This window comes from Microbulbifer mixtoriginis (SeqCode) (assembly GCF_052467515.1).
Genome location: NZ_CP174314.1, coordinates 4,302,027 through 4,324,968, shown reverse-complemented (window position 1 = coordinate 4,324,968; position 22,942 = coordinate 4,302,027). Strand labels below are relative to the sequence as shown.

Sequence of the window (22,942 nt, the reverse complement as noted above, 5' to 3'; positions counted from 1 at the left end):
TAACCATTTTCCATATTCCCGCATCTATAGATAAAGCTGATAACGTCAAATCTCGGTATCAGCTTTATGGCCGTCTTTGATTAATTGTGGGGAATATTTAAATGAGAGTACTTTATGCTGTCAGCTTAATGATTGTTGGCGTTTTCGGATTTTGGGCTATATTGCCAAGCCAGCAGGAGAGAAGCGCCGAGATTACCAATATTGAAGAATTTCTGCCCACAATTATGAAAGAGGCGGCTATTCCTGGTATGGCCGTCTCAAGAGTAAAAGACGGTAAGCTTGTTTTTCAGCAAGTCTACGGAATGGCGGATGTGGAATCTGGTGAGGCAGTTACCCAGAATACCCCTTTTAATATCGCATCAATTAGCAAACCTATTATGGGCGTAACGTTATTGCAATTGGTCGATAATGGAAATTTGGAGCTCAATCGGGATATCAATACCTATTTACCATTTAAGGTGGATAATCCACATACAAGGGGTGAAAAAATTACTTTAAGAAATCTGGCAAGTCACACTGCAGGTATTGCGGATTACTATGACTATGCCACTTATTCTGAAAACCGCGACCCAGAAATTAGTCTTGAGCAACACCTCCGTGCTCTCCTTACTAAGGAAGGTAGTCTGTACAATAATGGAGACCATTATCTGAAATCTATGCCGGGGAAAAGACGGCAATACAGCAATTTATCTGCAGGTTTGGCGGGCCTTCTAGTGGAGTCTGCAATAGGCCAAACCCTCGCTGACTATAGCAAGGATACCCTTTTTCACCGTTTGGAAATGGAAAGTGCAAGCTGGAAACTTAATGGAATGGATCTGAATTCTATAGCTGTGCCTTATAAAGTAGAGCAATGTGTACCATTTGTCGGCCTGTGTACTGATGATGAATCAAGCAAAATAAATTATTTTGTGGGAAGGTTTATTAAGCCACCTTTCGAATATAAAAAATTTCATCCATATCCTCACAATGGTAATCCACAGTATCCGGATGGTGGTGTTCGCGTAAGTATTGCAGACCTTAGTGATTTCCTACTGGCAGTCCTTCATAACCGGGATAAATCAGGGGCGAAACTCTTGTCTGATACCATGTATGAAGAAATGTTTCGTTTGCAGTTGCCCAAATCGGTTTCTGATTCGCAACGCTTTTTTTTGGAGAGATCGCGATGGGCTTGTGGGGCATATGGGGTCAGATCTGGGGGTTTTTACTGCTATGTATTTTGACCCAGACCGTAAGGATGGCTTTATTATACTAATGAACCGTGGTATGGATAGTAAGTCAGCCGAGGCGATGAGGCATATTGCCAAGCGCTTAGTGCAAATATAATAATCATAAATAAGATAAAATAATCAAGATTTTATCTGAAATTTCTCAAAATCCATTAATAGGTTTTTCGGTGATTGAGGAAGTTCCAATGGGTATCATTGGGTTGAGCTCTCTCACTATAGGAAAAGGAGTACCAATTATGATTAGAGCCAAAGAGGATATAATTAAATTTCTTTCAGTCGTCCTGTGTTGTTTTCCACTTATGGTGAATGCAGAAGAGACTAACCTGAAGAGTAAGGAAGCTTTCGAACGAATAAAATCACTTAGCGGAGACTGGAAAAAGGAAGGCGATACTGGGGGGGATTTTTATATTAAATTTTCCCAGACTGCCGGAGCCTCTGTTTTGGTAGAGAATTGGCTGTATAAGGGTAAATCTCATTCGCTCACTATCTATCATATGGATAATGGCAATTTATTGGCAACCCACTATTGCCCTCAAGGAAATCAGCCCCGTTTGCAGCTTAGTTCAAGTGGTGAAAGAGGACAGCTGGTATTTTCTTTCAAAGATGCTACCAATCTTTTGGATTTAGAAGCCAATCACCAACATAGTTTGGGCTTTGAGTGGTTGGAGAGTGAAGGGATCATCCGTACAGAGAGCTATATGGAAAATGGAGCTCTAAAGCCTTCGAGTATGCGTCTAGTACGTAAGTAAACTGTCAAATCAATCAATTCTGTATATCACTCTTTCTTGCAATAAAGCTGGTAGTGATTCTTCTGCCAGCTTTTTTTTGTGCGTCTAATTCAACCAAATGTGACTTAGGTAGTATGATGTAATCTCTTCTATACTTCGATGCTATATTGCATGTTAATTATGCAGTCGACCAATATATTTAACATTTGATGACATTCTTGTCTGGCTTTTAGTGGTCGATAAACAAATTACATCATGATGGTCCTGGGGATTAGGGCAAATAACTACAATATGAGGGAGGGGTGATAAATGGAATTGATTCTTTTTGTAATCATTATGGTGGCAGTCTTAGTCCTGCCATTAAAAATGGCTGCTGCCATGATGGGGGCGAGAAATACAGGCGTTTTCCACTGTCTTTTTGCTTTATTGTTGGCATTAATTGTACAGAGAATAGTGGGCGGCATGTTGCCCGGTGTGAGTGACAGCGCCGGAGTTCTCTTGACTATTCCACTGGCGGCTATTGCCTATATGTTGGTATTGGGTACTGGATTTTTGAAAGCAATAATTATTGCGATTCTGCAGGGAATAATTACTTTCCTAGCGATGCTTCTTTTTGCTGGTATGTTCGCAAATATCTAATAGCTTCGGGCAATTTTTTTCTTATTCAGCTTGGTCAGGTAGCTTTCAAATAGCTTTTTTACGGATGTCTTCTGTTCCTGATCCAAGTTATCTCTCCCTTTAAGTGGTGCTGTTTTATAAATTTTTCTTTTTTTCTGGTGTAAAGGTAAACAGAAGCTTCGCTGCTTTACGATATAGATTTAGTGAAAATCCCCAAGCTAGAGAATTTTATTGCTGTCTGGAAAGCTTTTATTTTTCCATTGAGGCTATTTCAGTCAAGTGGGGCTGATTTAGGTTGAAAGGAATTTTTCAATCGGAATCCTGCTGAGACTCCTCATCAAGGAACTGGCTCAGGGGTTCGAAATAATCGTTGAAGGCCTCGAACTGCGGAATGTGCCCGACCCCATCAAGTTCGGTTAACTTCCCATCTGGAATAATGGCAGCCGCTTTTTTACCCAATAGGTCATAACGCCCCAGAGTCTTTTTAATGGGTTCGGCAGCGCGGGCGCGGCCAATCGCGGTGCGATCCCGGGTACCGATAATCAGTAAGGTAGGCACAGTGAGATCTGCGAATTCATAGATAACCGGCTGTGTGAAAACCATTTCTGAAGTGAGGGCATCAATCTTGGCTATATGCTTAGAATCAGGACCCAGTGACCATCCGGCCTGAATATCGAGCAGGGAATCGTAGGACTTTCTCCATTTTCCATCAAAATAGGCCCTGGACATATAGCTCTTAATCCCTTCGGGAGTTTGTGCCTGTTCTCTAAGGATGGCTTGTTCCAGGGGTTCGTATGGTACGACGCGCTTCCAGTCCTCCAAGCCGATTGGGTTTACCAAGGCGAGCTTTCTCACCATCCCCGGGTACATTAAAGAAAAGCGTATAGCCAGCATGCCTCCCATGGAGTGACCAACGACAGAAACCTGATCCACTTTGAGTTTGTCGAGCAGAAATTTGGTATCTGTAGCCATACCGTGCAGGTTGTATTGCATCAATGGCTTACTGGACTTTCCGAAGCCAATTTGGTCTGGAGCAATAACACGGTAGCCCTGTTCTGTGAGCGCGGCGATACTATCTTTCCAGTAGGCACCGGAAAAATTTTTACCGTGCAGAAGCAGTACTGTTCCCTTAGAGGGTACAAGCTTGTTCGCAGAAATATCCATATAGGCCATGGCCACAGGCTGGCCTAATTTGGATAGCTCTAGAGTCTTAACCGGATAGGGGTACTCGTAGTCACTCAGCAGCTTATTTTGTGGCTGGATTGGGTTGTCAGCAGCCAGCGTCACCTGTGATAAGAGAATGGAAAATAAGATAGCGAAGGATGAGAGATATTGCTGTGACGGTGTCATGGAGCAAGCCTCAAAAAGGATGCGGAGGCTTACTATGGGGCAAATAGTATAACAGGAAAAGGGCCCAGATTATCTGGACCCTTGGAGAAACGGTTAGGCGTGCACCCCGAGCAGGGGTTTGTCCTGACTGGGCATGGATACAGGAGGTAAGTTTGGAACAGCTTGCATCAGCCCTTCCTCAAACAAGCGCGAGGCTTTGTCCTTCTCGCCGAGTGCTTTAAATAGCCGTGCCAGTTCTGCAGAGGTTGCGGGGTCCTGACGTAACAACAGGCTCTTCTCAAAATACTGTTGTGCCTTTCCCCACAGTTCGTTGCGTAAGCTCAGGCGCCCGAGACAGGTGAGTAGGTCGGCACTCTCACCATATTCCTTGAGCCAGCCCTCTGCAGCAGAGAGCTGAGCCGCTGCGTCGGCACCGGTAAGGCGGCCGTATAGATCGGCCAGCTTGGGAGCCCACTCTCGGTTTAGTAGCCAACGCAGGTGTTTTTCCGCGGCGCTGTCATCACCGCTTTGGTGCAGCAGACGGGCAAAGAGACTGCGAAGCTCTACGTTGCGTTGCCAGCGGCCATTCAAGCCGTGCCAGATGTCATGTAGTTTCTCTCTGTCGTTTCGGTTTGCGGCTTCGATGAGTTGATGTTCGTAGACTTCCCGCTCTAGTTTTTGTCGGTCTTCTTCGGACATATTGGCGTGTTTTTCTAATTCAGGGAGAAGTTCTCTCAGGTTGCTCCAGTCCCCCAAAGCGTAATAGGCCTGCTTGAGCATCTGTAGCAGAGCCGGGTGCTTAGGTTCTAATTGCTTGGCTCGCTTGAGGCTGGCGATACACTGTTCGTAGTGTTTATCCTGTAGCTGCATACGGGCCTGACTCAAAGCCACTGCCAAGCCAGTGTCATCGCCACAGGCTTCGGCTTTTGCCAGCAACTCATTGGCTTCTTCGCGAAATCCAAGCTCATGAGCGCTGCGTGCGGCAGCCAGGTAATTAATCAGTGGCGCCTCGGAGCGCGGCGCACTTTTTAAAAGTTGTCGTCGGGCACGTGACCAGTTGCCCTCCATAAACTCCACCAGGCCACTAGTGAGACGTCTGCGGGCGACCCGCTGGCGGCCAAAGCGCAGGCGATCGACGCTGCCGCGCACAGCGCGAAAGAGACTGCGGCTTATCCAGGTGAGAAGAAACAGGGCGAGCAAAAGGGCAACTAGCGCGACTATGGCGAACCAGAGATTCATCTCATAGCCTTTGTTGAGTTCGCCACCGAAGCCGATTACCAAATACCCGGGGTAATTCTGATTTATCTGCGGCAGTAGGGCACCGAGAAGTAATAGGGCGACAGCAGCAAAAAGGACCTTTCTCACTGGCTGACCTCCTCGGTGGTGCCGGTGCCATACCCTAACGTTTTGTGCAGCCGCTCAATGTAATTGTAGAGAGCCACCTGTGAGGCATTCAGGTCTGGCATTTGCGCCTGAATGGGCTGTTTGCTGAGTTCTGCCAGTTGTTGCGCGAGTGTGTTGCGCTGGGAATTGGCTGTGCCATAAGTCAGAAGCAGCTCGCGGGCGCTATCAAGAGCGTCCTTGTAAACGGTGCTATCGCCGCGCAATAGAGCCAGTTGTGCCTGCTCCATATTTAGACGCAGGGTTTGGCGAAAGCGTGCCTCGCTTTGAGGGGAGAGCATTACCGGGTTGATATCGCCATCGATGGGGCGAACAGAGTCGCGTAGGAAGTTGGTAAAATTTTGCCAGCTGCGCTCCCATGCGGATTGGTTATCAGGCGTGGGCTCTGTTTTTGCCACCTCCCTTGGAGTTTGGGTCATATCGAATTGCGGCTGTATAGAGGCGCGGATCAACTGCTCTTCCAGGGCGCGCAGGCGTAAATAGAGGCCTTCTCGATCGATATTTTCTACGAGTTTCAAAGCGGTGATATCCCGTGCCAACTGTTGGCGCACTCCGTAGAGATCGGGAAGATTTACTTGGCGCAAAATGGTGTCGACCTTTTCAACAAGGCCCAGAGCGGCGCGGCTATTGTCTTCGAGCATCAGCCGTTGATTGGCCATTCGCAATAGGTAGTCGGCCTCGGCCAGCTGCCAGTCCTCCCGGCTCACATTACCGAGCTCACTGAGCCGGTTGCCCTGGGCGGTGAGGCTGCGCTGAAGAGCCGCTAGCTGTTGCTGTAGCTGCAAAATAGTGTGCGTTTGCGATTGTATTTGATTGCGCAACTCAGTATCTGTCTGTTGAAGTTGATCAAGCTGCTGGTTCTGTGGGGAGACGCTCGGCGCTTCTGCCTGCTGGGGTTCTATGGGAGGAGGTTCGGCAGTAGATTGTGCAGCGGGTGCAGTAGAAGTTGTCTCTTCGCGGGCTTGGCTGGAAGTATCAGGCCCGGTAGAAATATTTGGCGATGTGACTTCACCTTGTGATTCGGCTTTCTGTGTGGATACAGTTTGTTTGGCAGGGAAAAAGTCCAGCTGTGCGATGCGGTTGCGCAGTTGGGGCCAGCTGTACCAGGCAAAAGCGATCAAAGCGATAAGCAGCAGAATAAAGACCAGCCACCACCAATGCCCACCGCCCTTTTTAGGCATCACATTTTTAGCGGCCTTATCAGTTTTGCCTTCTGCTGCTTTGGCAAAATTGCTCTTGCTCCCCCCCTTGTCCAGTGCATCGGAAGTGAGTTCGTTAGCCGGGGTGGAAGGATTGTCCTTGGGTTTTTCGTTGGTCATGGGCTTGGGGCGCAGCTGGTAATTGTCGTCGAATTATAGCGAGTGGCACCGACCATAATAGCGCCGGTGGCGTCGTTTTGAGATTTTTAACCCAATAGGGCAGCAAATTCGAGAGCAATTCAGTTTAGCGCCCTGAGCAGTGCCTCTAGCATAGCGCTGTCTCCGGCATTCTGAGCACTGCTGGTATAGATAAAACCCAGAGCACGGGCTTGCTCCGCGACGCGCGCGCTGGGACAGATAAGGGCAGCCTGGAGGAGGTGCGCGCAATTTGCACGCTCAATGCAGCTGTGTAGGTTCGCGAGAGTCTCGCCACTGTGGACCGTGATGGCATCCGGGGTGAAAGAATACCCCGCCAAATCCGCTGGGGCATCTGCAGGTAGGGACCTACGGTAGAGTTCACAGTAATCCACACGCCCACCCCGTGCGCGCAAGGTGTCGCCAATAAGAGTGCGTCCGCCAGTGCCGCGGAAGATCAGTACCCGAAGTCCTGAAACCTCTTGTAGGGTGGGTAGGGCGAGTAGGTCCTCGGAAGTCATGTGTTCGCCGCTGTGCTCGCAGGTTATACCACGCATCAGTAATGCTTTAGCCGTGGCCGCGCCAATAGCGAGGTAGCGTGGCCCCTGGGGTAACTGTGGCCAGTAATCCTCCAGCCAGTCTACGGCGTAGCACACAGCATTTTGGGAGACGAAAATGGCAAAATCTACCTGGTCGAAATCGAGAATCCGTTTTTTAATGGCCTGCTGAGCCGCCTCATCAATGAGGGGCTCAATAGCCAACATGGGGATAGTGTCAACCTCCGCGCCCGTAGCGCGCAATAGCGCGCCCCAGGTGTCGGCTTGATGGGCGGGGCGCGTGATCAGTACGCGCTTGCCTTGCAGGCGCTTGGCCATATGGATCTGTCCTGGGCTTAAATCGCGTCGAGAATTTTGTCGGCACCTTGCTCCAGCAACTGTTCAGCGAGTTGAACGCCCAGAGCTTCGCCATCAATGGCTGCACCACGGATTTCGGCGCGGATCATGCGGGTGCCATCGGGGCTGCCGACCAAGCCGCGAAGCCACAGAGCGTCGCCTTCCAGCTCGGCATAACAGCCGATGGGAACCTGACAGCCGCCGTTCAGGCGCTTAACCAGTGCGCGTTCTGCACTGAGTCGCGCGGCGGTTTCATGGCAGTGCAGTGGTTGCAGTAGGGCTTCCAGCTCGCTGTCTTTGCGGGCTTCGATGCCGACAGCGCCCTGGCCGCCGGCGGGCAGCAATACAGTGGAGGGAAGAAAGCTGCGAATGCGCTCACGCATCTCCAGGCGCAGCAGCCCGGCGGCAGCGAGAATAATGGCGTCATACTCCCCCGCATCCAGTTTGGCTAGGCGAGTGTTTACGTTGCCGCGCAGGAACTTGACCTCCAGATCGGGGCGTTGCGCCAGAAGTTGGCACTGGCGGCGCAGGCTCGAAGTGCCCACAATCGCGCCTTGTGGTAGTTCCTCCAAATTGGCAAAGCGGTTGCTGACGAAGGCATCACGCGGGTCCTCGCGCTCGCAAATAACTGGCAGGTAGAGGCCTTCGGGAAATTCCATCGGCACATCCTTCATAGAGTGTACGGCGATATCCGCGCGTCCCTCCAGCATGGCCACTTCCAGCTCTTTTACAAAGAGCCCTTTGCCGCCCACCTTAGTTAGGGGGATATCCAGCACCTGATCGCCACGACTGGTCATTGGCAGTAACTCTACCTCCAGTTGAGGGTGCTCCTGCTGCAGGCGATCCTTAACATAATTTGCTTGCCATAGGGCCAGGGCGCTCTCGCGCGTAGCGATGCGGATACGGGAAATGGGCATTGGGCTCGATCACTCATTTGTGTGGGCGGGTAATTCTATCAGAGCGCCGGCAGCTATGGCTCAGCTGGCACAGATTCTGAGAGCGGATATCAGGAGCGTGTGCGCAGCCAGTCCTCGAGAATGATACGCGCGGCAATGGAATCCACTGGATTATCGGCGTAGCTGCCGCGGTGGCCACGTTCCGCTGCCTCTTCTTTGGCTGCGCGGGTACTGAGGCGCTCATCAATCATTTCTACTGGTTGCCCAGTGCGCCCGTGCAGGCGCTGGCCAAATTTACGCGCACGAGCACCAAATTCACTCTCACTGCCATCCATATTCAGTGGTAAACCCACTAGCAAATAATGTGGCTTCCACTCGTCGATTAGTCGCTGGACCTTGTCCCAGTCGGGTTTGCCATCCTTTGCCGGCAGTGGTGGCAGCTCTTTGGCACTTCCGGTCAGGCTCTGGCCAAAGGCGAGGCCAATGGAACGGGTGCCAAAATCGAAGGCGAGGGCGGTAATGGGTTTACTCATCAGAGGGAACATCCGGTATTAGAGGGATCAATCTTGGGCCGAATGATAACCGGGAAGGGCTAGGCGTGTCCGGCCTGTGAGCCGAGCCCTGAGAGGTCGATACCGTGTCGAGCGGCGGCACTTTGCCAGCGTTTTTGCACTGGGGTGGCAAACAGGATTTCGGGTTCTGCCGGTAGAGTCAGCCAGGCGTTTTCCGCCAGTTCCTGCTCCAGTTGTCCTGGCCCCCAGCCGGCGTAGCCTAGAGCTAGCAGCACATCGTCGGGGCCATGTCCTGAGGCCAGTGACTCGAGAATATCCCTGGAAGCGGTAAGACTGATTTCCATATTGATTTCGCTCGTCGAGTCGAAATGTACACCGGCACCGTGCAGGACAAAGCCCTGCTCGGGAGAAATAGGCCCGCCCAGCAGGACAGTTTCATCGCCACGTTGGCTGGAGTCCTTCAGCGACAACTGCTCGAAAACCTCTCGCCAGTGCACTTTGCTGGGGGCGTTGATCACTATGCCCATAGCCCCCTCTTGGCTGTGCTCAACAATTAGAGCGATGCTGTGCTTGAAGCGCGGGTCCTCCATGCCGGGCATGGCCAGTAGGAATTGGCCGCGCAAGCTGCCATGGGTTAGGTCGCTGTCAATGTTCGAATTGGGCATAGTTGGATTCTAGGTCGCTTGCGTGCAAGGCAAGTTTAGCCGCGCTCGGGCAGCTCACCTGCGGTAGTGGAGAAGCCAGTTAAATCGAAGCGCCAGGTGCGGATAATTTCGAGGCGGTCAGCCTCCTTGCGAATCTCCGCTGGGAAAGGCGCAAAGGGGGCTGCCAGGCGTACAATTTGCTGGGCGGCATCGTCGAGGATTCGCTCTCCCGAAGAGTCCAGAATCATGACTTCCTCCACCGCGCCTGTGGGTAGCAAGCGCACCATCATGCGCAGGCTGCCAGTGATTTTCTGCTGCAGGGCTTCCGCGGGGAAGTTGTCGCTACCTATTGCTTCCACCTTCTGGCGCCATTCGTGCAGATAAGCGGCATCTGCAGAGGCTTTTGTTGCCACTGAGGTCAGGCGTCGCACTCGCGGGCGTTGGGCAATAGTTTGGCGAATTTTATCCAGGCGCGCTTGCAGGCTGGCAATCTTTGGATTTGTCCTGGCTAGATCATTTGGGGCATCGCCGCGCTTCTCTTCGGAAAACTTGTCTTCAGCGGGTAGCTCCGGGGCCTGCAGAGGGCTGTCGCCGATGGTGGTGATCAACTGGCGGCGCTGGTCAGCAGGCCGTGCGGCTTGCTGCTGTGGTAGAGGATTTACATCGTGAATTTGCGTATCGGCAAATTCGGCGCGACGATTGCTGGACAGCTCCTTTGGGGTATCTGCCGTGCCGCTGGCCTGCTGGTTGTGTTGGGCCAGGTAGTCGGCATCTTCCGGTGCTTGTGCCGAGTTATATTGTGACAGAGTAACTTCCAGGGTTGGTGCGGCTTGCCGCCCTTCAGGTTCGGCAAAAGCCACACCAAAAATCAAAAGCGCGTGAATGGCGCCAGCGAGAAACAGCGAGAACGTAAAACGCTCGGGCTGGTCTGCATAATTTGGCGTCGTGTTGGCGGTGGAATTCATTATCTATTATCGGTTACTGCTTATATCTTGCCGAGCGTTACGCTCGGCATTCCCATCCGGCCCGTTCACTGGTGGGAGTCATTCAAGTTAAAGGCGCAGTTTAGCGCTTTTGTGCCAGACGGTGTGTGATGGCGCTCATTAGTCGCGCACCGATATAAGTATCGTAGGCCGCATCAATCTCACGCACACAGGTTGGGCTGGTGACATTAATTTCCGTTAGGTAATTACCGATAACATCCAGACCGACGAATAACAGCCCTTTTTCCTTCAGGGTGGGGGCGACTTGTTCTACGATCCATCGATCTCGATCAGTCAGTGGCCGCGCTTCACCACGGCCACCGGCGGCTAAGTTGCCGCGAGTTTCACCCGCCTCGGGAATTCTGGCTAGGCAGTAGGGTACGGCTACACCATCGACAACCAGAATGCGCTTATCGCCATCTTTAATTTCGGGAATATAACGCTGCGCCATGATTTGTTGGCGGCCGTGTTGGGTGAGCATCTCCAGGATGGCGCCTAAATTAGCGCCGTCCGGTTTGCAGTGAAAAATACCTGCGCCACCCATGCCATCGAGGGGTTTGAAAATGACATCCCGATGGGTTTTATGAAACTCCCTCAGGCGCTGCATATCCTTGCTGACCAATACAGGCGGGCAGCACTGGGGAAAAGTCGTTGCAAAAATTTTTTCATTACAGTCCCGCAGAGACTGCGGTTTGTTAACGACTAATGCACCTTCGCGCTCAGCCGCTTCAAGGATGTAAGTGGAGTAAATGTACTCATTATCGAAGGGGGGGTCGATACGCATTAAAATGGTATCGAGTTCTCCAAGGGGCATCTCCCTGGCTTCTTCCAGGCTAAACCAACGCTCGGCATCGTCAAATACCCTCAGTGGTCTGCCCTTACCAATGGCGCGGCCATTGTCCAGATACAGGTCGCTTTGCTCAAAATAAAACAGCTGGAAACCGCTGTCTTGTGCGGCCTGTAACAGTGCGAGTGTCGTATCTTTCTTAAAATTGATCTGGGCGATGGGGTCCATCACCACACCGAGGGAGTAATTCATCTTAGCTTCCGTAGTTGAAGGGATTTTTGATCCCGCGCCGCGGTGGTTGTGGCTGATTGAAATGTTGCCACTGCCAACTTGTAGGGTGGATAAGGTAAGAGCAGCTTCGTCTAGGTGCAACTTAATTAGATAAGTTGTCTGGATTGGCAATAAAAAGTGGTGATTATTTGCACCATAAGGTCTGCGGTGCTTCAGCGCGGCTAGATTCACCTGGGGTTCTGTGATAAAAGTTCCACCCAGTGTGCGATCTTGGCAAAGAGAGACACCCAGGCCCCGCAAGCGGCTCAAAAAAGGGTGCAGATAAAAATTTTCGCGTGCCCGAAAATAAGTAAACAGGGGATTCAATAAAGACTATGGAGCTTAACTGGGAAAGTCTGACTGTAATGGTGATTGACGACAGTAAGACAATTCGCCGCACTGCCGAGACTCTGCTACAAAAAGCAGGTTGCACGGTCGTCACTGCTACAGATGGTTTTGATGCGTTGGCGAAAATCGCGGACTCCCGTCCCGATGTTATTTTTGTCGATATCATGATGCCGCGCCTGGATGGCTATCAGACTTGTGCGCTGATTAAAAACAACAGTGAATTCCGCTCCACTCCAGTAGTGATGTTGTCGAGTAAAGATGGTTTGTTCGACAAAGCGAAAGGCCGCGTTGTTGGTTGTGATCAATATCTGACAAAGCCATTTAGTAAAAGCGAGCTGTTGGGAGCAATTTCCGCTCACGCAAAGCCGCACCACGCAGCCTAAGTAATCACTAACAAAAAGGGTCTGATTTTTTGGGCCAACCCCTTCGCTCTTTGGGGGGGATGAATTAACAGACATACCGTTCACCACATCTGCCTGTGGTGGAAGGTTCTGTAGTCTGGCAGTGCATTGGCAGTAAGTGCAGACTTGGCACATGCCATCAAAATAAATACAACAAATCGCCAAGCACTGTCATTTATTGAGCAGTTGCCAATTCGAAGAAGTCATGGGGGAAATGATGGCAAGAGTATTAATAGTTGATGACTCTCCTACCGAAACACACAAGCTGACCACAATACTTGAAAAGCATGGCCATTCGGTAATCACCGCGCCCAATGGTGAAAATGGTGTGGATGTTGCACGCAGTCAGCGACCAGATCTGATTTTGATGGATATTGTGATGCCTGGGTTAAATGGATTCCAGGCCACACGCCAGCTGAGTAAGGATGGCAATACCGCGGGGATACCGATCATTATGGTGACTACCAAAGATCAGGATACCGACCGGGTTTGGGGTATGCGCCAGGGCGCAAAAGCTTATCTCACCAAGCCCGTTGATGAGGGCAAATTGTTGAGTGCAATTGGGGAGGTGTTGGCCTGACGGCCAGCTGCTCAGCGTGCAGTCACAAACCCCCTATCTAGCACTTGTTGATATCGCTCGGCGAGCTAAAGCGCAGGCCACCGGCCTGCCCGGCCGCCGAGAAATCAAACCCTATTGGACCGGAATCGGTTTCTCTTTACTCGGCCACAACTTCGTCGCCTCAATGGATGATGTTGTGGAATTGCTCGAAGTGCCGCAGCACACCTTTATTCCCGGCGTTCAGCCCTGGGTAAAAGGTGTTTCTAATGTTCGCGGCCGCCTGTTACCCCTGATTGATCTCGCAGCCTTTTACGGCGGCCACCTCTCGGGCCAGCGCCAACAGCGCAGGGTTCTGGTGTTGGAGCGGGAAAAAACCTACGTGGGGTTGATTGTCGACAGGTTGCACGGAATGCAGCATTTGGCATTTGAATATGCCCGTGAAGCACCAACAGATTTAATTGAGCCATTTGCGCCGATGGTGCATGGCCAGTTTATTTTACAAAAGGACCGGTGGCTGGTGTTCGACATGCGGGCTCTGCTCAAAGACCCTCATTTCATGGATGCTGCCACTCGTTAAGGTCCAATTGAATTTTCGGCATCTCGCAGCTTTTGAGATGTTGGGGGGACCCTAAAGCGGTGCAGGGATATTCGCACTGGCTGAGGGCCATTGTCATTAAAGCGTTAAATATTCAGTGGTATTAAACCGGCCTAATGCTTGGGCCCGCTAGGAGTAAACTATGAAAACAGGCTCCCAGAGCTCCTTTTCCGCGTTTCGCAGTAACCCTGCTGCGCTGGGTTTGGGTCTGCTGGTACTCGCCGTACTGGCGGGGCTGATTGTCAGTATCTATTTGGTGCAGACCCGCAGTGATCGCGATAAAGAGTACCTACAGCAAGTTGCTGAACTTCGAGCACTTTCCTATCAGCTGGTCTCCTATGCACCGGCGGCCACTTCCGGAGACGACGAAGCGTTTGCCGAGCTGGAAAAAGTTTCCGGGCAGATGGCTAACGCCTGGAATCAGCTGCAGGGAATGGATAAAGGCAGCCGCAGGGCGCTGGACGCTGAGCTAGCGACTTACGGTACCGTTTGGCGTAAGTTGCGCGAGCAGGTAGAAACGATTACCGGTAACAAAGAAACGATTATCTTCCTGAACGATGTTGCCACCACTTTGAGTGACTCCCTGCCGGAATTGCAGGCTGAGCACAACAATATTGTGGAAATTCTGCTAGCTAATAATGCCCCCGCTAATCAGGTTGAACAGGCTCAGTTACAGGTATGGCGGGCTGAGCGAATCGGTCGAAACATCGACAAGATGCTGCAGGGTGATGACGATGCCGAAGGCGCAGCCGACCAGTTTAATACCGATGCTAGCTTGTTCGGTAAAGTGGTAGATGGCATGAAGAGCGGTGATGTAGTGATGGGTATCTCCCGCATTACCGATGAGGAAGCGCGCCGCTCGCTCGATGAAATTACCGAACTGTTTGAATTTGTAAGTTCGTCTGTTCGCGAGATCTTCGAAGCAACCCCGGCACTGTTTGCATCACGTCAGGCAACCAACGGCATTATTGCATCCTCGCCACAGCTGCTTGAGGCTCTCAGTACTCTGAACGACCGTATTGTGAACCTGGCCGATGAACGTCAGCCAAACAATATGACTATTACCATTTTGGCTGCAGCATTCGTGCTGTTAATTTTTGCCATGATGGGAATGGCCTTCTCCGGTACCCGCCGCAGCCTGATGGAAGAAGCCGAGACCAATGAGCGCAACCAGCAGGCGATTATGCAGCTGCTGGATGAGCTTGCTGATCTCGCCGATGGTGACTTGACCACCTCCGCAACGGTAACCGAGGCCTTTACCGGTGCGATTGCAGACTCTATCAACTTCACCATCGACCAGTTGCGTGTGCTGGTATCTCGAATTAACGGCACCGCACAGGAAGTATCCGGGCTTTCTCAAGAAACCCAGCAGACAGCCCTGCATCTTGCCGAGGCTTCCGAGCATCAGGCTCAGGAGATTGCCGGGGCCTCTGCCGCGGTGAACGAAATGGCGGTCACCATTGACCAAGTATCTGCTAACGCCTCCGAATCTGCTCAGGTTGCCGAGCGCTCGGTACAGATCGCCAGCAATGGTTCCAAAGTGGTACAGAACACCATTAAGGGCATGGATAATATCCGGGAGCAGATTCAGGACACCTCCAAGCGGATCAAGCGCCTGGGTGAATCTTCCCAGGAGATCGGCGATATCGTAAGTCTGATTAATGACATTGCCGACCAGACCAACATCCTCGCACTGAATGCTGCCATTCAGGCGAGCATGGCGGGTGACGCCGGTCGAGGCTTTGCCGTGGTTGCGGACGAGGTTCAGCGACTGGCGGAACGCTCTGCCGCGGCAACCAAACAGATTGAAGGCCTGGTAAAAGCGATTCAGTCTGACACCAACGAGGCGGTAATCTCCATGGAGCAGACCACCACAGAGGTGGTACGTGGTGCACGTTTGGCACAGGACGCCGGTGTTGCGCTGGAAGAGATCGAGAATGTATCCAGCAACTTGGCCTCTTTGATTCAAAACATCTCCAACGCCGCCCGCCAGCAGGCTTCCTCTGCTGGCCACATCTCCAACACCATGAACGTGATTCAGGAGATTACTTCGCAGACCTCTGCCGGTACACAGGCGACTGCTCAGTCTATTGGTAATCTGGCGCAGACCGCCAGTGCCCTGCGTGAATCTGTTGCCGGCTTCAAACTGCCGCAAGAGGAGAGCGTGGAAACCAATAGTGAAATGTACGACGTGGAGTTGCCGGAGATGGATGCGGAAACTTTCACGCTCGACAGTGAGGAAAGCAACTCCTTGGAGTCCCGTGAAGACCGGGCTCTGGCCTAACCCACAAAATAAAGCCCGGCGCCTTCGTTGGCTGCCGGGCGGAGAGGGCGCACGGAGCAATTTCCGCAAGATTGCGAACCCTGGATCGCTTCGGGTAGAGCGCCTGCATAGAGAATGAATTATTGGGGACTTGGCGTGAGTCACGACAATCCGAACTTCATGGCCCTGGACTGGCTGATAGGCGAAATTAACGAGACTCTGGCACAGGCACGCCAGTTCCTCGAGACTTTCGCAACGGATCCGCAAGCCGGTGAGACCCTGCTGCAGAACAGCTTGTCCCTGGTGCACCAGGTACACGGTAGCCTGCATATGGCGCAACTCAATGGTGCGGCGATGCTGGCTGAAGAAATGGAGCAATTGCTTCAGTCACTGGCCGGTGGCACCGTTGAAAATACCGATGAGACGCGCGAATTTATGATGCGCGCCCTGCTGGAATTACCTCTCTATTTAGAGAAGGTTTCTTTTCAGCGCCGTGATAATGCGGTGCTGTTGCTGCCCCTCCTCAATGATTTGCGCGCGGTGCGCCGCGAGCGCCTGATTACCGAGGGCGCACTCTTTTCCCCGGACCTCACTTCATCGAATCGCATCACCGGAAAGCGCCAACCTTTGACTGCAGACAATGTGCGCTTGCAGGAGCTGGTGGGCAAGTTGCGCAAGATGTATCACGTTGCCGCAGCAGGGCTAATCCGCGATGTAAACAGTGGTGAGAGCCTCTCTTACCTGGTGAAAATTGTCGAGAAGTTGCAGCTTCTCTACAGCGGTAGTCGGCGGCAGTCTCTGTGGGAAGTATTACTGGGTATCCTGGAAGCCCTGGCAGAGCACCGTATCAATGTGCAACCAGCATTGCGCCATCTGCTGCGTCGAGTCGATGTAGAGTTCCGCCTGCTGCAGGGTCGCGGTGCCAGAGTACTGGATGCCGAGCTGGATGCAGACTTCCTGAGCAACCTACTCTTCTACGTTTATCTGGCCGGTCCAAATGGTAGCCGTTGCCAGGAACTGTACCAACGCTTTGCCCTGGATAGGGCAGTGCCGGGCACGCCCCGCCCAGATACAGAAGATGTCTTGGCCATGGGGCCTGAAGCATTGGGTACTGCAATAACTGCACTGCGTGAAGAGTTGCAGCTGGTGCGTGAGGCGCTAGAACCCAGTGGCGCAGCCTCCGAACTTCCTCCCCTCAGTGAGACTGCTGCTATCGCCAAGCGGATTGCAGACACCCTCGGCGTTTTGGGTCTCGAAGCGCCGAGAGGTCGTGCCCGCGGCATTTATGAGTACCTACGCGATGCTTCGCGCGGCACTGATGTCGAAGAGTACCTGATGCGCGCCGCAGGTGAGCTGGTGCAGCTTGACTCAGCCCTATCGGCTGCTGTCGACCGCAATAAGCGCGGTGATAACGAACAGCCGATTATGGGGGATGCTACAGATTCGGTGCTGCGCGAAGCGCGCCTGGGCCTGGAGGCGGTTAAAGAGGCGGTCATGGAGTATGTGGCCAGCCACTGGGATATCAGCTATCTAAGCCGCGTACCCCAGCGCTTGCAAGAGGTATGTGGTGGCCTTGAAATGGTGGGCTACCAGCGTGCAAGCAAAATTATTGCCGCTTGTAATCACTTTATCAGCGATGCACTGATCGACCGGGCAGAGCAGCCGGAATGGCGAATGCTCGATACCCTGGCCGACGCGATTACGAGTGTCGAATACTATCTGGAACGCCGAGTTGAAGGCCTGGATGATACCGAGATGTTGCTGGCTCTGGCGGAAGACAGTGTCGCGAACCTCGACATTGCCTTTACTGACGCTGAGGTATCTGCGGAGGAGGCTGAGTCCGTCCACGAAAGCGCGGTGATTGAAGAGGATAACGCTGGACTTGAGCTATTTTCACCGGAGTTTTTCGATAGCGCAGACACCGACAAAGATAATCGTGAAGAGCAACTTCTCAATGTTGTCTCTGCACCGGCTGAGCTTGAGATCGAATCCGTCCCTAATGTTGAACAGCCAGTGGAGAAAACACTGGATCTGCAGCAAGTGGAAGCCCCTGCTGCGGAAGAAGCTAATGAGCATGAAGACAACTGGTTCTCAACAGTTGAAAGTACTGTCGAGCCTGAGACTCTTTCCGAGGCCCCGGCGGTAGCTGCAGAAGAAGAAATTTCTGTAGCAATGGCAGCAGACAGCGAAGATGTGTTGTCACCTAACGAAGTGGAGCCGCTTGCAGAAACTGGGTCAACCTCAGAGCCTGTTGAGAGCGAATCGCAAGAGTTAGTCGATGATAGCGAGAGCTTGATCGATGATGAGATCATCGAAATTTTCCTCGAAGAAGCCAGCGAAGTACTCGCGCATATCGGCAATTATTTTCCGGAATGGGCCGCTAATTTTGCCAACTCAGACGCCCTGGTGGAGTTCCGCCGTGGCTTCCATACCCTGAAAGGCTCCGGCCGTATGGTGGAGGCGCTGGATATCGGTGAGTTGGCCTGGTCCGTGGAAAATATGCTTAATCGGGTAATCGATGACAGCATAAAGCCTGAGCGCGCCCATGTGCTGTTAATTGAGCGGGTATATCAGAAGCTGCCATCGATGATCGAGGCATTCCGTCTCCGCAAGAGCGATCCGGACAAATCCCTTACCCTGCAGTTACAAGCCTGGGCGGAGCAGCTCAGCCAGGGGCATATCCCCTCGGAACTGCTGGTCGAAGATGCCAATACCGCAGCTACTGCAATCGTTGAGGAAGAAGAATGCAGCGACGAGCGGGCACAGTTGTGGGAGATCTTTGCCCAAGAGGCCGATACCCATCTGGGTGTCGTTGATGACTACCTTGCAGACATGCGTGCTGCGGCTCCGGTTTACGGTGTACCCAGCGACCCCCTGCACCGAGCCCTGCATACCCTGAAGGGCTCTGCGCATATGGCAGAGGTCAAGGTGGTGGCCGAAATGATGGCGCCTCTGGAGCGCTTCGCCAAAGAGCTGCGTATTTACCAGGTGCCCATCGATGCGGATATCTTCGAGCTGATTGGCGATGGCGCAAATTACGTGCGTCAGGTTTTGGCACAGATCCGCGCTGCAGAGCCCATTGAGGTTGAGAGGGCCGAGCAATTCCTTGCCCGTGTTGCCGAGTTGCAGGAACGTTCCGTAGGTCACCTGATCCGCGAGCGCGAAGCGAATGAGCCCAGAGCAGTAGATCCTCAACTTCTTGAAGTGTTGATGGCAGACGGTATGCGTGTCCTGCTGGATGCGGATCAGATGCTCAATCAGTGGCGTGCAAACCCTGCCGATAAATCTCAGGTGAGTGAAGTTGCCGAAGAGCTCAATACCCTGCAGGAGGCCGCCAGCCGCGCTCAGCTACCGACCCTGGCAGAGCTGGCACAGTTACTGCTGGAGGTTTATCGCAAAGTATTGGCCGATCAGCTAGAGGAAGAACCCGCCTTGTGGGCTTCCCTTGAACAGGGGCACAACGAGTTACTCGATCTAGTGGATGCTGTCGCCGCTGCCCAGGACTTACCTGAGGTTAGTGAGGCGGTAGAGGAAGCTCTGCGCTATCTGGCCGAAGGCGAAGTGAGCGAAGATGTATCAGAGGATGACTACGACCTGAGCGAACTGGGTATCGAGGCACAAACTCTCGACCCTGAAGCTGGAGTGGCTGCAGAGGTTTCTGATCTAGAAACTGAAAATATTGAAGAGCACTCAGTTTCCGTCGACGAGGTGCAAGCCTCCGTACTGGAGCCGATTTTTGCCCCTACCGCTGAGTCCGTTTCTGCGACTTTGCCTGAGGTAGAGTTAGAGTCCGCGCAATCAACGGAAGTTGAAACTGTCGATGCTCCAATGGTGGAGATGGTAGACGAGAGCGCTGTGGAATCCGAGGACGTCTCACCCGAGCCAGTCTTGGATGACCTCTATGACGCACTGTTCGAGGTGGCCGAGACTAAAGACATCTGCGCTGACAAGGCAGCTGAATCTGAACAGAGTGCAGTAGAGCCTGCTATTGAGGCTGTGGAGCCTATTCACCAAGCGTCTACTTTGGAAGAAGTGGTATCAGAGTCACAAGCTGGGCTGAGTATTGCCGAACAACAGCGCCTGTTGGCAGATATTGATCCCGATGTGGTCGATGTCTTTATGGAGGAGGCTGGCGATCTTACCGACGAGCTGGAAGAGCTGATTCAGGCTTGGGAAGACACACCAGAGAGTGGTGAGCAGGCTGAGGCGCTCAAACGGGTTCTGCATACCTTCAAGGGCGGTGCCCGCATGGCCGGCCTTATGGGGCTTGGTGAAGTTGCTCACCGCTTTGAAACAGCGATTGAGGGCATGCGCGATATTGTGAAACCCTCTGCACAATTCTTTAGCGAGGCGCATTTCACACATGACCGTATTGCCGAGGGAGTAGAAACAGTTCGCGCCTGGATGGCAGGTGAGCAGTTGGAGGCCTTTGTTCAACTGATCACCACCGATTGGGCCGATATTCAGAACCCGCTTGGCAATGTGTCTGATCCTGTCACTCAAGCTATCACGGAGGAAGTACCTCCAAGTGTTGATGCTGAGCTTGTGACTGTTGCTGATGAGTCCATCATTGTCGATAAACAGGAGCCACTGTCCGCAGAAAGCGAGGAGCGTCCTGAATCTGAGCAGCAGCTAGAGCCCTCTGAGTCATTGCCGCAGCCAGTACAATCTTCTGATGCCGGCAATGTTCTGCCATTTATCCGCAAGCCCGAGGGTGTGGAAAATGAGGTGGCGGCTCCCACCCGGAACCAACCACAGGAAATGGTTCGGGTTGCCGCTGAGCTTTTGGAAGAGCTGGTGAACCTTGCTGGTGAAACCGCAATCTCCCGAGGCCGTCTCGAAGAGCAGATGAGCGAGTTTGGCCTGGCTCTTGATGAGATGGATTCAACCCTGTTGCGTCTCAATGAGCAGCTGCGTCGTCTGGATCGTGAGACCGAGGCACAAATCTTGTTCCGTCAGGAGCAGCTAGCCGAGCAGGATGGTGATTTTGACCCGCTAGAGATGGACCGCTACTCATCTATTCAGCAGCTGTCCCGTTCCCTGCTTGAGTCCACTTCTGACTTGATGGAGCTGCGCTCCACCCTGGATAACAAAGCCCGCGATACCGAGACACTGTTGCTGCAGCAATCCCGTGTTAATACCGAGTTGCAAGAGGGGTTGATGCGCAGTCGCATGGTACCTTTCTCACGCTTGGTGCCCAGGCTTCGCCGTATTGTGCGTCAGGTAAGTGCTGAGCTCGGAAAACAGGTGGAGCTGGTGTTCTCCAATGTCGAAGGGGAACTGGACAGGTCCATGCTGGAACGTATGGTGGCACCTCTGGAGCATATGCTGCGCAACGCGGTAGACCACGGCATTGAAATGCCTGATGCACGCCGCGCGGCAGGCAAGGCCGAACGCGGTCGCATCGATGTGGCTCTGGCCCGAGAGGGCAGTGAGGTGGTGCTGACCATTCGCGACGATGGAGCAGGGGTGAACCTGATCCGTGTGCGGGAGAAGGCTGTGGAAAATGGCCTGATGCGCCCGGATGCGGAGCTCTCCAATACCGAGATATTGCAGTTTATTCTCCAGGCAGGTTTTACCACTGCGGAAAAAGTTACTCAAATTTCCGGCCGTGGTGTCGGTATGGATGTAGTTTCCGCCGAACTCAAACAGATCGGTGGCAGCGTGCATATCAATTCCGAGGCGGGTGCCGGCACGGAATTTGTAGTGCGTCTGCCGTTTACTGTATCGGTCAACCGCGCACTGATGGTGAAGATTGGCGAAGACTTGTTTGCCCTGCCACTCAACACTATTGAAGGTATCGTACGCCTGAGCCCCTTTGAGCTGGAGCATTACTACCGCTCTAGCGATGCCCGCTTTGAATATGCGGGCGAGCTGTACGAGGTGAACTACTTCGGCACCCTGCTGAAATCTGGTGCCCAACCGAAGCTCAGTGTTGATGATATGCAGTTACCGGTATTGCTGGTGCGCTCCGAAGGTCACGCTATGGCCCTGCAAGTGGATGCTATCCGCGGCAGCCGCGAGATTGTTGTAAAGAGTCTTGGTCCGCAGTTTTCTGGTGTACAAGGAGTTTCTGGGGCAACGGTAACTGGTGATGGCAGTGTGGTGGTGATTCTTGATGCCCATGCCCTGCTGCGGCGTCAGGCAACCCAGTTAGCACGCCCGGATATCCCACAGCTGCAGTTGCAGGTAGAAGAGCAGTCCGAGCGAGAAGAACGCCAGCAGACTGTAATGGTGGTGGACGATTCCGTAACGGTACGCAAGGTAACCACACGCTTCCTGGAGCGCGAGGGGTATCTGGTCAGTACCGCCAAAGATGGTCAGGATGCGGTGATTCAGCTGCAGGATAAGGTTCCAGATCTGATACTTCTGGATATCGAGATGCCCCGTATGGATGGCTTCGAAGTGGCGCGGCATATTCGCTCCAGTAGTCGCTTGCGAGATATCCCCATCGTGATGATTACTTCCCGTACCGGTAGTAAGCACCGTGATCACGCTATGTCTCTCGGAGTCAATCACTACCTGGGTAAGCCCTACCAGGAAGACGTATTGCTGGAGGCTATTCGAGAATATGCCGGCACTTCGGCCGTCGGCAGTTGAACGAATACCAAGAAATGAAATATTGCATGCAAGAGGTGGGCAATGAGTGAAGTTGAAGCGCTGCCGCTAGATGTTCCCCAGGAGGTGAGCAGCCTGCTGTTGCCGCTACAACAGGGCCAGATGTTGGTTCCTGTAGAAAGCCTTTCCGAGGTGATCGCTATGCAGGTACCTATGGCGGCATACGATGTGCCTGAGTGGTATCTGGGGGACCTCATTTGGCGTGAGCAACGCCTGCCGCTGTTGTCTTTTGATGTGATGCGTGGCGAAGCACTGGGTGGAACCTCAGATAATGCCCGTATCGCGGTGCTGAGTAGCGGAAACCCCGATGGAGACCTGCCCTATTTTGCTCTTATATTGCAGGGGACACCGCGTTTAGTAAGGGTGACCCAGGAAGAACTAGTGCTGCGGGAGCAGACCCTGAGCCCAGGGGAGCTAATGCACGTGGCACTTTTAGGTGAAGAGGCCGTCATTCCCGATCTGCAGAGCGTAGAGCGTGCCTGCCTTAGGTATAGAGAGTCAGAATAGTGGCGTAATAGCGCGTGTCTCTTGTGTGAC

The 22,942-nt window shown here is 52.8% G+C and carries 18 protein-coding genes; 9 read left to right on the top strand and 9 right to left on the bottom strand.

Annotation, left to right across the window (positions count from 1 at the left end; all coding sequences use genetic code 11):
* The first annotated feature begins 101 nt into the window (after positions 1-101).
* The 3 genes from ACJJIT_RS18545 to ACJJIT_RS18535 all read left to right on the top strand — a co-directional run bounded on the left by ACJJIT_RS18545 (position 102) and on the right by ACJJIT_RS18535 (position 2,593).
* A complete protein-coding gene (locus tag ACJJIT_RS18545) occupies positions 102-1,220 on the top strand; it encodes a serine hydrolase domain-containing protein (protein WP_444899286.1) in 1,119 nt (372 codons plus the stop codon).
* A 242-nt stretch (positions 1,221-1,462) separates the two neighbouring features.
* On the top strand, positions 1,463-1,975 hold the full coding sequence (locus tag ACJJIT_RS18540; protein WP_444891574.1) for a hypothetical protein: 513 nt from the start codon (positions 1,463-1,465) through the stop codon (positions 1,973-1,975).
* A gap of 288 nt (positions 1,976-2,263) precedes the next feature.
* Entirely contained in the window at positions 2,264-2,593 is a 330-nt protein-coding gene (locus ACJJIT_RS18535; protein WP_252084173.1) for a hypothetical protein, read from the top strand.
* Positions 2,594-2,881: 288 nt separating this feature from the next.
* Here the strand turns inward: ACJJIT_RS18535 and ACJJIT_RS18530 are convergent, their stop codons facing one another.
* The 9 genes from ACJJIT_RS18530 to gshB all read right to left on the bottom strand — a co-directional run bounded on the left by ACJJIT_RS18530 (position 2,882) and on the right by gshB (position 11,603).
* A complete protein-coding gene (locus tag ACJJIT_RS18530) occupies positions 2,882-3,922 on the bottom strand; it encodes an alpha/beta fold hydrolase (protein ID WP_444899285.1) in 1,041 nt (346 codons plus the stop codon).
* Between the two features lie 93 nt (positions 3,923-4,015).
* Positions 4,016-5,266 carry a heme biosynthesis HemY N-terminal domain-containing protein gene (locus tag ACJJIT_RS18525; protein ID WP_444883436.1) on the bottom strand — a complete coding sequence of 417 codons (1,251 nt, stop codon included), beginning with the start codon at positions 5,264-5,266 and terminating at the stop codon, positions 4,016-4,018.
* On the bottom strand, positions 5,263-6,621 hold the full coding sequence (locus ACJJIT_RS18520; RefSeq protein WP_444899284.1) for a uroporphyrinogen-III C-methyltransferase: 1,359 nt from the start codon (positions 6,619-6,621) through the stop codon (positions 5,263-5,265). The genes ACJJIT_RS18525 and ACJJIT_RS18520 overlap by 4 nt, the downstream gene beginning before the upstream one ends.
* A 119-nt stretch (positions 6,622-6,740) precedes the next feature.
* On the bottom strand, positions 6,741-7,511 hold the full coding sequence (locus ACJJIT_RS18515; RefSeq protein ID WP_444899283.1) for a uroporphyrinogen-III synthase: 771 nt from the start codon (positions 7,509-7,511) through the stop codon (positions 6,741-6,743).
* Between the two features lie 17 nt (positions 7,512-7,528).
* Positions 7,529-8,446, bottom strand: coding sequence for a hydroxymethylbilane synthase (hemC, locus tag ACJJIT_RS18510; RefSeq protein WP_252084178.1), 918 nt, complete (start codon positions 8,444-8,446; stop codon positions 7,529-7,531).
* An 89-nt stretch (positions 8,447-8,535) separates the two neighbouring features.
* Positions 8,536-8,958, bottom strand: coding sequence for a Holliday junction resolvase RuvX (gene ruvX, locus ACJJIT_RS18505; RefSeq protein WP_444899282.1), 423 nt, complete (start codon positions 8,956-8,958; stop codon positions 8,536-8,538).
* A gap of 59 nt (positions 8,959-9,017) precedes the next feature.
* A complete protein-coding gene (locus tag ACJJIT_RS18500) occupies positions 9,018-9,602 on the bottom strand; it encodes a YqgE/AlgH family protein (protein WP_252084180.1) in 585 nt (194 codons plus the stop codon).
* Positions 9,603-9,637: 35 nt separating this feature from the next.
* On the bottom strand, positions 9,638-10,546 hold the full coding sequence (locus tag ACJJIT_RS18495) for an energy transducer TonB (RefSeq protein WP_444899281.1): 909 nt from the start codon (positions 10,544-10,546) through the stop codon (positions 9,638-9,640).
* A gap of 100 nt (positions 10,547-10,646) precedes the next feature.
* Positions 10,647-11,603: a glutathione synthase gene (gshB, locus tag ACJJIT_RS18490; RefSeq protein ID WP_444900933.1), complete on the bottom strand. Its 957-nt coding sequence runs from the start codon at positions 11,601-11,603 to the stop codon at positions 10,647-10,649.
* 353 nt (positions 11,604-11,956) lie between these two features.
* On the opposite strand from gshB, the gene pilG reads away from it, so the two are divergent.
* The 6 genes from pilG (at position 11,957) to ACJJIT_RS18460 (ending at position 22,912) form a co-directional block, all read left to right on the top strand.
* Positions 11,957-12,352 carry a twitching motility response regulator PilG gene (gene pilG / locus ACJJIT_RS18485; RefSeq protein ID WP_020413651.1) on the top strand — a complete coding sequence of 132 codons (396 nt, stop codon included), beginning with the start codon at positions 11,957-11,959 and terminating at the stop codon, positions 12,350-12,352.
* A gap of 235 nt (positions 12,353-12,587) precedes the next feature.
* Positions 12,588-12,950: a twitching motility response regulator PilH gene (gene pilH / locus ACJJIT_RS18480; protein WP_252084182.1), complete on the top strand. Its 363-nt coding sequence runs from the start codon at positions 12,588-12,590 to the stop codon at positions 12,948-12,950.
* Between the two features lie 16 nt (positions 12,951-12,966).
* Positions 12,967-13,506, top strand: coding sequence for a chemotaxis protein CheW (locus tag ACJJIT_RS18475; RefSeq protein ID WP_444883443.1), 540 nt, complete (start codon positions 12,967-12,969; stop codon positions 13,504-13,506).
* A gap of 160 nt (positions 13,507-13,666) precedes the next feature.
* Positions 13,667-15,808: a methyl-accepting chemotaxis protein gene (locus ACJJIT_RS18470; protein WP_252084184.1), complete on the top strand. Its 2,142-nt coding sequence runs from the start codon at positions 13,667-13,669 to the stop codon at positions 15,806-15,808.
* A 159-nt stretch (positions 15,809-15,967) separates the two neighbouring features.
* Positions 15,968-22,387, top strand: a complete 6,420-nt coding sequence (locus ACJJIT_RS18465; protein ID WP_444900932.1) for an Hpt domain-containing protein — start codon at positions 15,968-15,970, stop codon at positions 22,385-22,387.
* A 42-nt stretch (positions 22,388-22,429) separates the two neighbouring features.
* Positions 22,430-22,912, top strand: coding sequence for a chemotaxis protein CheW (locus ACJJIT_RS18460; protein ID WP_444899280.1), 483 nt, complete (start codon positions 22,430-22,432; stop codon positions 22,910-22,912).
* Positions 22,913-22,942: the final 30 nt, after the last annotated feature.

Excerpts from the sequence above, each read along its gene's own strand:
- gshB (WP_444900933.1), bottom strand. The coding sequence starts at position 11,603 with ATGAATTACTCCCTCGGTGTGGTGATGGACCCCATCGCCCAGATCAAT.
- ACJJIT_RS18470 (WP_252084184.1), top strand. The coding sequence starts at position 13,667 with ATGAAAACAGGCTCCCAGAGCTCCTTTTCCGCGTTTCGCAGTAACCCT.
- pilH (WP_252084182.1), top strand. The coding sequence starts at position 12,588 with ATGGCAAGAGTATTAATAGTTGATGACTCTCCTACCGAAACACACAAG.
- hemC (WP_252084178.1), bottom strand. The coding sequence starts at position 8,446 with ATGCCCATTTCCCGTATCCGCATCGCTACGCGCGAGAGCGCCCTGGCC.
- ACJJIT_RS18545 (WP_444899286.1), top strand. The coding sequence starts at position 102 with ATGAGAGTACTTTATGCTGTCAGCTTAATGATTGTTGGCGTTTTCGGA.
- ACJJIT_RS18535 (WP_252084173.1), top strand. The coding sequence starts at position 2,264 with ATGGAATTGATTCTTTTTGTAATCATTATGGTGGCAGTCTTAGTCCTG.
- ACJJIT_RS18515 (WP_444899283.1), bottom strand. The coding sequence starts at position 7,511 with ATGGCCAAGCGCCTGCAAGGCAAGCGCGTACTGATCACGCGCCCCGCC.
- ruvX (WP_444899282.1), bottom strand. The coding sequence starts at position 8,958 with ATGAGTAAACCCATTACCGCCCTCGCCTTCGATTTTGGCACCCGTTCC.
- ACJJIT_RS18460 (WP_444899280.1), top strand. The coding sequence starts at position 22,430 with ATGAGTGAAGTTGAAGCGCTGCCGCTAGATGTTCCCCAGGAGGTGAGC.
- pilG (WP_020413651.1), top strand. The coding sequence starts at position 11,957 with ATGGAGCTTAACTGGGAAAGTCTGACTGTAATGGTGATTGACGACAGT.
- ACJJIT_RS18465 (WP_444900932.1), top strand. The coding sequence starts at position 15,968 with ATGGCCCTGGACTGGCTGATAGGCGAAATTAACGAGACTCTGGCACAG.
- ACJJIT_RS18540 (WP_444891574.1), top strand. The coding sequence starts at position 1,463 with ATGATTAGAGCCAAAGAGGATATAATTAAATTTCTTTCAGTCGTCCTG.
- ACJJIT_RS18500 (WP_252084180.1), bottom strand. The coding sequence starts at position 9,602 with ATGCCCAATTCGAACATTGACAGCGACCTAACCCATGGCAGCTTGCGC.
- ACJJIT_RS18495 (WP_444899281.1), bottom strand. The coding sequence starts at position 10,546 with ATGAATTCCACCGCCAACACGACGCCAAATTATGCAGACCAGCCCGAG.
- ACJJIT_RS18520 (WP_444899284.1), bottom strand. The coding sequence starts at position 6,621 with ATGACCAACGAAAAACCCAAGGACAATCCTTCCACCCCGGCTAACGAA.
- ACJJIT_RS18530 (WP_444899285.1), bottom strand. The coding sequence starts at position 3,922 with ATGACACCGTCACAGCAATATCTCTCATCCTTCGCTATCTTATTTTCC.